Origin of the sequence: Acinetobacter sp. YH12043 (genome assembly GCF_013419915.1) — a bacterium.
GTDB lineage: Bacteria > Pseudomonadota > Gammaproteobacteria > Pseudomonadales > Moraxellaceae > Acinetobacter.
Map to the genome: position 1 here is coordinate 21,273 of NZ_VOZD01000034.1, position 6,135 is coordinate 27,407.

A 6,135-nucleotide genomic window follows, 5' to 3' on the forward strand; every position below is an offset into this window, starting at 1 on the left:
TTTTGAGGTTTTTTGCTATTCATTTATTGTTGTTCTGTTCAATTATTCTGGCAGGCTGTCAAAATACTGTACAGAACAGCCGGGTCATTGCCAGTGCTTTTAATTTGACCACAGGGATGCAGCAAAAGGTGATGGATCGCTATGCACCAGGTTCGGTCATCGTGCATCAGAATATGGTCTATGAACCGCAGAAAAAGCTCTCTCTGGATCTGTATCAACCACAAAATATCGAAAATATCGGCCCGCAACCAACCATTGTGTGGATTCATGGTGGTGGCTGGATTTCTGGTTCCAAAGAACATGCCCGGGGTTATTTTAAACTTCTGGCTGCGCAAGGTTATAATGTGGTATCGGTCCAATATCAGTTTGCACCTCAAGCCATTTATCCAAGCCAGTTACATCAGATTGATCAGGCCTTGGAGTTTATTACTCAACATGCAGCCGAATACCAGATTGATGCCGAAAATTTATATCTGGCCGGAGATTCTGCCGGGGCGAATATGGCCAGCCACTATGCTGCACTTTTAACAAATCCCGCCTTTGCCAAACAATCTAATTTTCAGCCTTATCTGCAACCATCCCAGCTTAAAGGTCTGATTCTGCACTGCGGTATTTATGACCTGGAGTCATTTGCCAGTACCGCACCTGATGAAATGAAGATCGTAGAGTGGGGAGTATATAGCCTGATTCAGGCCTATACAGGGGATCGTAAAAATGATACCGAATTTCTCAAACGTATTTCTCCAATCCAGTATATTACGCCATCTTATCCGCCAGTATTCATTAGCGGGGGCAACAAGGATTTTCTGACTGATACCCAATCCTTGCCTTTTATCAAAGCTTTAAAAGCGCAGCAGGTTCCAGTGACAGAAGTTTTTTATCCCGAATCTAAAGCCTGGCTGATTCATGAATATCAGTTCTTTATGGGCAAGAAAGAAAGTCAGCAGACTTTTATCAAGACGATGGATTTTCTGCATCAGCTTTCACCCCTCAACATACAGTTATAAATAATTTATTTCTTAAGACATAACTAAGCTTTGGTTTAGGAAAGACAGATTTGGAGAATGAAAAAAATGAACCCTGCGACTTGGGCATATCTCTTATTGGGTTTGGCTATAATTGCTGAAGTCACTGGATCTACATTTCTAGTGAAATCTGAAGGCTTTACCCATTTGTGGCCTTCTTTAGCGGTGGTCGTTTTATTCTGTATCGCGTTTTATTTGCTGTCTCAGGTGATTAAGGTAATTCCTTTAGGCATTGCTTATGCGATTTGGGCCGGTGTAGGGATCATTCTCACAGCCATTGTCGGTTATATTGTATTTAAGCAGGCGCTGGATCTTCCTGCTTTTATTGGTATTGCCCTGATTATTTCCGGTGTAGTGGTCATTAATCTGTTTTCTCAAACGGCAGGACATTAAAAGAGATAGATATAAGTCTAAGCCAGCTGAGGTTTAAGCCTAAATAGTAAATAAACCATCAAACCAAGCAGTAGGCCCCAGAAAGCTGAACCTATTCCAAAAAACTGGATATTGGATGCACTGAACAGAAAGGTCATCAGTGCGGCTTCCCGGTCATGACTGTCCTGAAAAGCCAGTGCGATGTTATGGCCAATGGTGCCAAACAGGGCAATGCCAGCCAGAACCGTAATCAGAATACCTGGAAAAGCCATCAATAAGCTGGTCAGGGTCGCAGCGAAGAAACCCATCAGGATATAAAACAGACCACAGCTCATACCTGCGATATAACGCTTAGCCGGATCAGGATGTGCCTGTGCATCCAGACTGACTGCTGCGCTAATCGCGGCAAGATTAACACTGAAACAGCCAAAGGGAGCGAGTAGTGCCTGAGTGAGGCCCGTCCAGCCTAAAATTGGATTCACCTTGGGTGGATAGCCATAACTTTTAATTACAGCCAGGCCTGGTAAATATTGCGATGCCAGATTAATCACCATCAGCGGAAGAGCCAGTCCTAAAATAGCTTGCAGGCTAAATTCTGGTGTGGTCCATACAGGCTGAGCGATGCTCCAGTCCAAATGTGGAAGCGTAAAATCGATAAAGAACGGACAGAGTGCAATTGCAAGCAGCACAGTAATGACAATGCTATAACGGGTACTCAGTTTTTTGGAAATGAGATAAATGGCCAGTACGGTAAGCACAAAGCTCCAGGATTGTTGCAGGCTGCCAAATACTGAAATACCAAATTTCAGCAAGACACCAGCCAGCATGGCACTGGTCAAGCTTTGCGGAATAAACTGAAAAATCCGGTCAAATATTCCGAAAAATCCCAGACAGGCAATCAGGATGCCGCAAATCAGAAAAGCGCCAATCGCTTCGGCCAGACTGTAATGGCCTGCGGAGGCAATAATTAACGCCAGACCGGCTGTCGACCATGCGGTGGAAATCGGATAGCGATATTTCCAGGAAAGCAGCAAGCCGGAAACCCCAATACCTATACCGAGTGCCCATAACCAGGAACTGATTTGCGCTGCATTTGCACCCAGGCTTTGGGCTGCTTCAATGACCAGTACGGCGGATACGCTGATCCCAATCATGCAGGTAATAAAACCCGCCATGATGGCAGGAAAGGAGAGATCTTGTAAAAGTTTAGGCATCATCCATGACACTATTTTTAAATGCGTTTAAATCATACGCTTTTCATATATCAACACAATGTTTTTAACAATTTTAGAAAGCGCTGCTCTTGCCAGAAAGCTGCTGATTCTTAGAAAGTAGATGTCGCCAGTTTGATGCCGAACCCGCAGAATAGAATTCCTACTGAAGCAACCCCGCCAGCGGTCAATTTATAATTCTGGTTGAAATAGCTCGCGAGTTTGACCCCGGAAAAGATCAGGATTGAAAGGTAGGTCATGCTGATCAGTTGCAGGATTAAAGCCAAGAGTGCAAAAGTCAGTGCCGGATAAGGGTAAACAGGATCAACAAACTGCACGAAAAAAGACAGGTAGAACAGAATCGCTTTAGGATTTAAAACACTGATTGTTAATGCTGTACGGAAGGGCTGAATCGACCCGACAGTTTCAGGAGTAGTCTTTTTAATCTGAACACGTTGTGACGACTGTTTCGGAAAGAAAGTCTGATAGGCGGCAATGATCAGTTTGATACCAAGATAACTGAGATAAACAGCACCAATAATTTTCAGGGCAATAAACAGCACGGGAAACGCATGAAGTAGAGAGGCTGCGCCTAACGCCGTACATAGGATCAGAATCAAGTCACCGGTATAAACCCCTAAGGCACCCATATAACCGGTCTTGATGCCAAAACGAGAGGCAATTGACATGACATAGAGGGAATTCGGCCCCGGCAGTAACACAATTAACGTTGTCCCAATAATAAAGGTCGTTAGATCTGTGATACCAAACACGAAGAACTCGCAAAAATGAAAAAAGCCGATGCGGCATTATAGCAACATCGGCCTGGAGAAATTCTATAAATTCGCTGTGAATTTAGGTGGTGCTCAAAAAACTTTCCTTTAATAAAGCCGCCAGTTGCTCACGTGCCTTGATAAAGCCATCGATACCACCTTGCAGTAATTCACTGGCCATCTGGTCCTGTTTCAGTTGTGCATCAAAATCGGCATGACTGATTGGACTCAGTTCACCTTGAGATTGAATATCTTTGGCTGAAAGCTGAGCCTGAACTTCACGCTGATCATTTTCAAGTTGTTCCAGCAAGTTTGGTGCAACAGTCAGTAGATCACAACCGCTGAGGCCCAAAACCTGCTCAATACTACGGAAGCTTGCACCCATGATTTCAGTTTTAATCCCATGCGCTTTATAGAATTCATAAATGCGCTTCACTGAGAGTACGCCCGGATCTTTTTCAATTGGATACGACTCAACACCTTCCGCTTTTTTGTACCAGTCTAGAATGCGGCCGACAAAAGGCGAGATTAAAGTCACTTTGGCATCAGCGCAGGCATGGGCCTGATGCTGGCCAAACAATAAGGTCAGGTTGGTATGGATACCTTCTTCTTCCAATGCTTTCGCTGCCTGAATACCTTCCCAAGTCGATGCGATCTTAATCAGGATGCGGTCAGAATTAATTCCATATTGATCATACAGCGCGAGTAATTCTTTAGCCTTGGCGATGGTCGCTTCAGTATCAAAAGACAGGGAAGCATCCACTTCAGTCGAAACACGACCTTCAATCAGTTTTAAAATTTCAACACCGAATTTGACGGTCAAAATATCAATCGTGCGTTCAATCAGGGCATTATTCACATAGCCTTCTTGCTGGGCTTGTTGAAAAGCTGCTTCAATCAAGGCCTGATTTTCAGGTTGTTTCGCTGCTGCAGTAATCAGAGATGGATTTGTAGTTGCATCCAGAGGGCGAAATTTCTCAATTGCGCTTAAATCACTGCTATCTGCCACAATAGTCGTCAAGTTTTTTAATTGGTTTAGTGCAGTTAATGTCATTACGATCTAGTTCTATGGTTATTGCTTATGCATTCTTATATATCATAAATCATCCTCTTACCAAGTAGACTGTCGTTGAATTTCTGTGATTAATGGTCGGTTTTTCGCTGCTGACGCAAGTGATTAATCAAAAAATGAGCAGCTGTACCCAGTCGAGTTTCTCGACTCCAGACCAGATCGACAAAATATTCAAATTTTGGGGTGAAATCGAGCAGATGCAAGATCTGTAGCTGCTCCTGCAAATGTGGCTGTTCATTAATCATTTCTAAGGGAAGCACGCCCCAGCCCAAACCTTGCTGGATCATGCTGCAGGCTGAATGATGATTATCAGTGCGCCAGTAATTCCGGGAAAAGAGCAGTTCTGGCTTAATGCTACGATCACGACTGGCAACAACAATCTGTCGGTTTTGTAAAATCTGTTCATAGCTGACCTGGTGAAATTGACTTAATGGATGTTGTTTGGCCGCCACAGCGACCAGTACCTCACGTTTTAATTCTATAAACTGTTCCCGGGTTTCTAATTGCTCCCGCTCAAACATCAGCGCTAACTGCGCTGAACCTTCAAATAGCATGTGATGAGCATCTTCCTGAGGTGCGCTAAAGACATTAACTTGCAGCGCTGGAAATTCCCGTTCCAGCAAAACGATATAATCAGTCCAGCGGGTATGGAGGAGCTCAGACACCACCACAATATTCAGTTCAGATTCAAGACCTGAACTAAGTGCTAGGGCATGTTGCTTCCATTGGTTGATTTCAACCAAAAGCTGCTCAGTTTTTTCATATAGCACTTGCGCCTGTGCGGTTGGTTTCGGTTCACGGCCAATGCGTTCAAATAGCACCAGATTAAGATCAATTTCCAGATTGGCAATGGACATGCTCACTGCAGAAGGAACTTTACCAAGTTTACGTGCAGCAGCAGAGAAGGAGCCGGTTTCCATGACCAGTTTAAACATTAGCAGCTGTTCTTGATTAATATTCATGCATTCCATCTTTCATTTTTATTGATAGATTCTAACTCGAATAATCAAATTTAAAAAAATAAAATTCTTTTATCTCCTGACTTGTTGAACGGAAATGTTAATTTCGAAAAGAAGACTGATTCATGCCACCTTATATGAAGGCATTTTATTGGTGGTGATTGCCATATTACTGAGTACGCTCATGCATATGCCGCTTGAGGTCACAGGCGCTCTCGGAATTGCGATGGCTGTCACTTCAATGTTCTGGAATATGCTGTTTAATCATTATTTTGAAAAGTTTGAAGCCAAACATCGTCTGAAAAGAACCATCAAAGTGCGGATTGCTCATGCGATTGGATTTGAGGGTGGTTTGATGCTGGCGACGATTCCGATGGTAGCTTATGCATTACAGATCGGTCTGGCGCAGGCTTTTCTTCTGGATTTGGCGATGACACTATGTATTCTGGTGTATACCTTTATCTTCCAGTGGTGCTATGACCACCTTGAGGCCAAAATGGGGCTGGAACCAGACTACCGAAAAGCTTAACTTAAGTCTTTACTAGAGTAATCTCAAATGCTTCGCTAATAATATTGCAATAAAAAACCGCTCATAGAGAGTAATGCCAGTCAGTTAAGCAAATTTTAGTAAAATGTAGTAAAAATGAGTGTATGTAAATACGCTCATTTTTTTATGTCTTTATCTGAACATTTAGAATCCACTCTTGAACATTCTCTCCCATC

At 43.3% G+C, this 6,135-nt stretch carries 7 protein-coding genes; 3 read left to right on the plus strand and 4 right to left on the minus strand.

Features of this window, described 5'->3' with window-relative positions:
* Nucleotides 1-2 precede the first annotated feature (2 nt).
* Together FTU01_RS13970 and FTU01_RS13975 are read left to right on the plus strand one after the other, a co-directional pair.
* Entirely contained in the window at nucleotides 3-1,007 is a 1,005-nt protein-coding gene (locus tag FTU01_RS13970; protein WP_180139664.1) for an alpha/beta hydrolase, read from the plus strand.
* Nucleotides 1,008-1,073: 66 nt separating this feature from the next.
* On the plus strand, nucleotides 1,074-1,418 hold the full coding sequence (locus FTU01_RS13975; protein ID WP_180013076.1) for an SMR family transporter: 345 nt from the start codon (nucleotides 1,074-1,076) through the stop codon (nucleotides 1,416-1,418).
* A 17-nt stretch (nucleotides 1,419-1,435) separates the two neighbouring features.
* On the opposite strand, the gene FTU01_RS13980 is transcribed toward FTU01_RS13975, so the two are convergent.
* The 4 genes from FTU01_RS13980 to FTU01_RS13995 all read right to left on the minus strand — a co-directional run bounded on the left by FTU01_RS13980 (nucleotide 1,436) and on the right by FTU01_RS13995 (nucleotide 5,415).
* Entirely contained in the window at nucleotides 1,436-2,611 is a 1,176-nt protein-coding gene (locus FTU01_RS13980) for a benzoate/H(+) symporter BenE family transporter (protein WP_180002247.1), read from the minus strand.
* A gap of 110 nt (nucleotides 2,612-2,721) precedes the next feature.
* Nucleotides 2,722-3,381, minus strand: a complete 660-nt coding sequence (gene leuE / locus FTU01_RS13985; RefSeq protein ID WP_179992453.1) for a leucine efflux protein LeuE — start codon at nucleotides 3,379-3,381, stop codon at nucleotides 2,722-2,724.
* Nucleotides 3,382-3,463: 82 nt separating this feature from the next.
* The gene (gene tal, locus FTU01_RS13990) at nucleotides 3,464-4,435 is read right to left on the minus strand and encodes a transaldolase (protein ID WP_179992454.1); all 972 of its coding nucleotides are present in this window, start codon (nucleotides 4,433-4,435) and stop codon (nucleotides 3,464-3,466) included.
* 89 nt (nucleotides 4,436-4,524) lie between these two features.
* Complete coding sequence (locus FTU01_RS13995) at nucleotides 4,525-5,415, minus strand: LysR family transcriptional regulator (RefSeq protein WP_180139667.1); 891 nt, start codon at nucleotides 5,413-5,415, stop codon at nucleotides 4,525-4,527.
* Nucleotides 5,416-5,509: 94 nt separating this feature from the next.
* Here FTU01_RS13995 and aceI point away from each other — a divergent pair, with 94 nt between their 5' ends.
* Nucleotides 5,510-5,941: a chlorhexidine efflux PACE transporter AceI gene (gene aceI, locus FTU01_RS14000; protein ID WP_180139670.1), complete on the plus strand. Its 432-nt coding sequence runs from the start codon at nucleotides 5,510-5,512 to the stop codon at nucleotides 5,939-5,941.
* The last annotated feature ends 194 nt before the right edge of the window (nucleotides 5,942-6,135 follow it).

Excerpts from the sequence above, each read along its gene's own strand:
- FTU01_RS13980 (WP_180002247.1), bottom strand. The coding sequence starts at position 2,611 with ATGCCTAAACTTTTACAAGATCTCTCCTTTCCTGCCATCATGGCGGGT.
- FTU01_RS13995 (WP_180139667.1), bottom strand. The coding sequence starts at position 5,415 with ATGAATATTAATCAAGAACAGCTGCTAATGTTTAAACTGGTCATGGAA.
- FTU01_RS13975 (WP_180013076.1), top strand. The coding sequence starts at position 1,074 with ATGAACCCTGCGACTTGGGCATATCTCTTATTGGGTTTGGCTATAATT.
- tal (WP_179992454.1), bottom strand. The coding sequence starts at position 4,435 with ATGACATTAACTGCACTAAACCAATTAAAAAACTTGACGACTATTGTG.
- aceI (WP_180139670.1), top strand. The coding sequence starts at position 5,510 with ATGTTAATTTCGAAAAGAAGACTGATTCATGCCACCTTATATGAAGGC.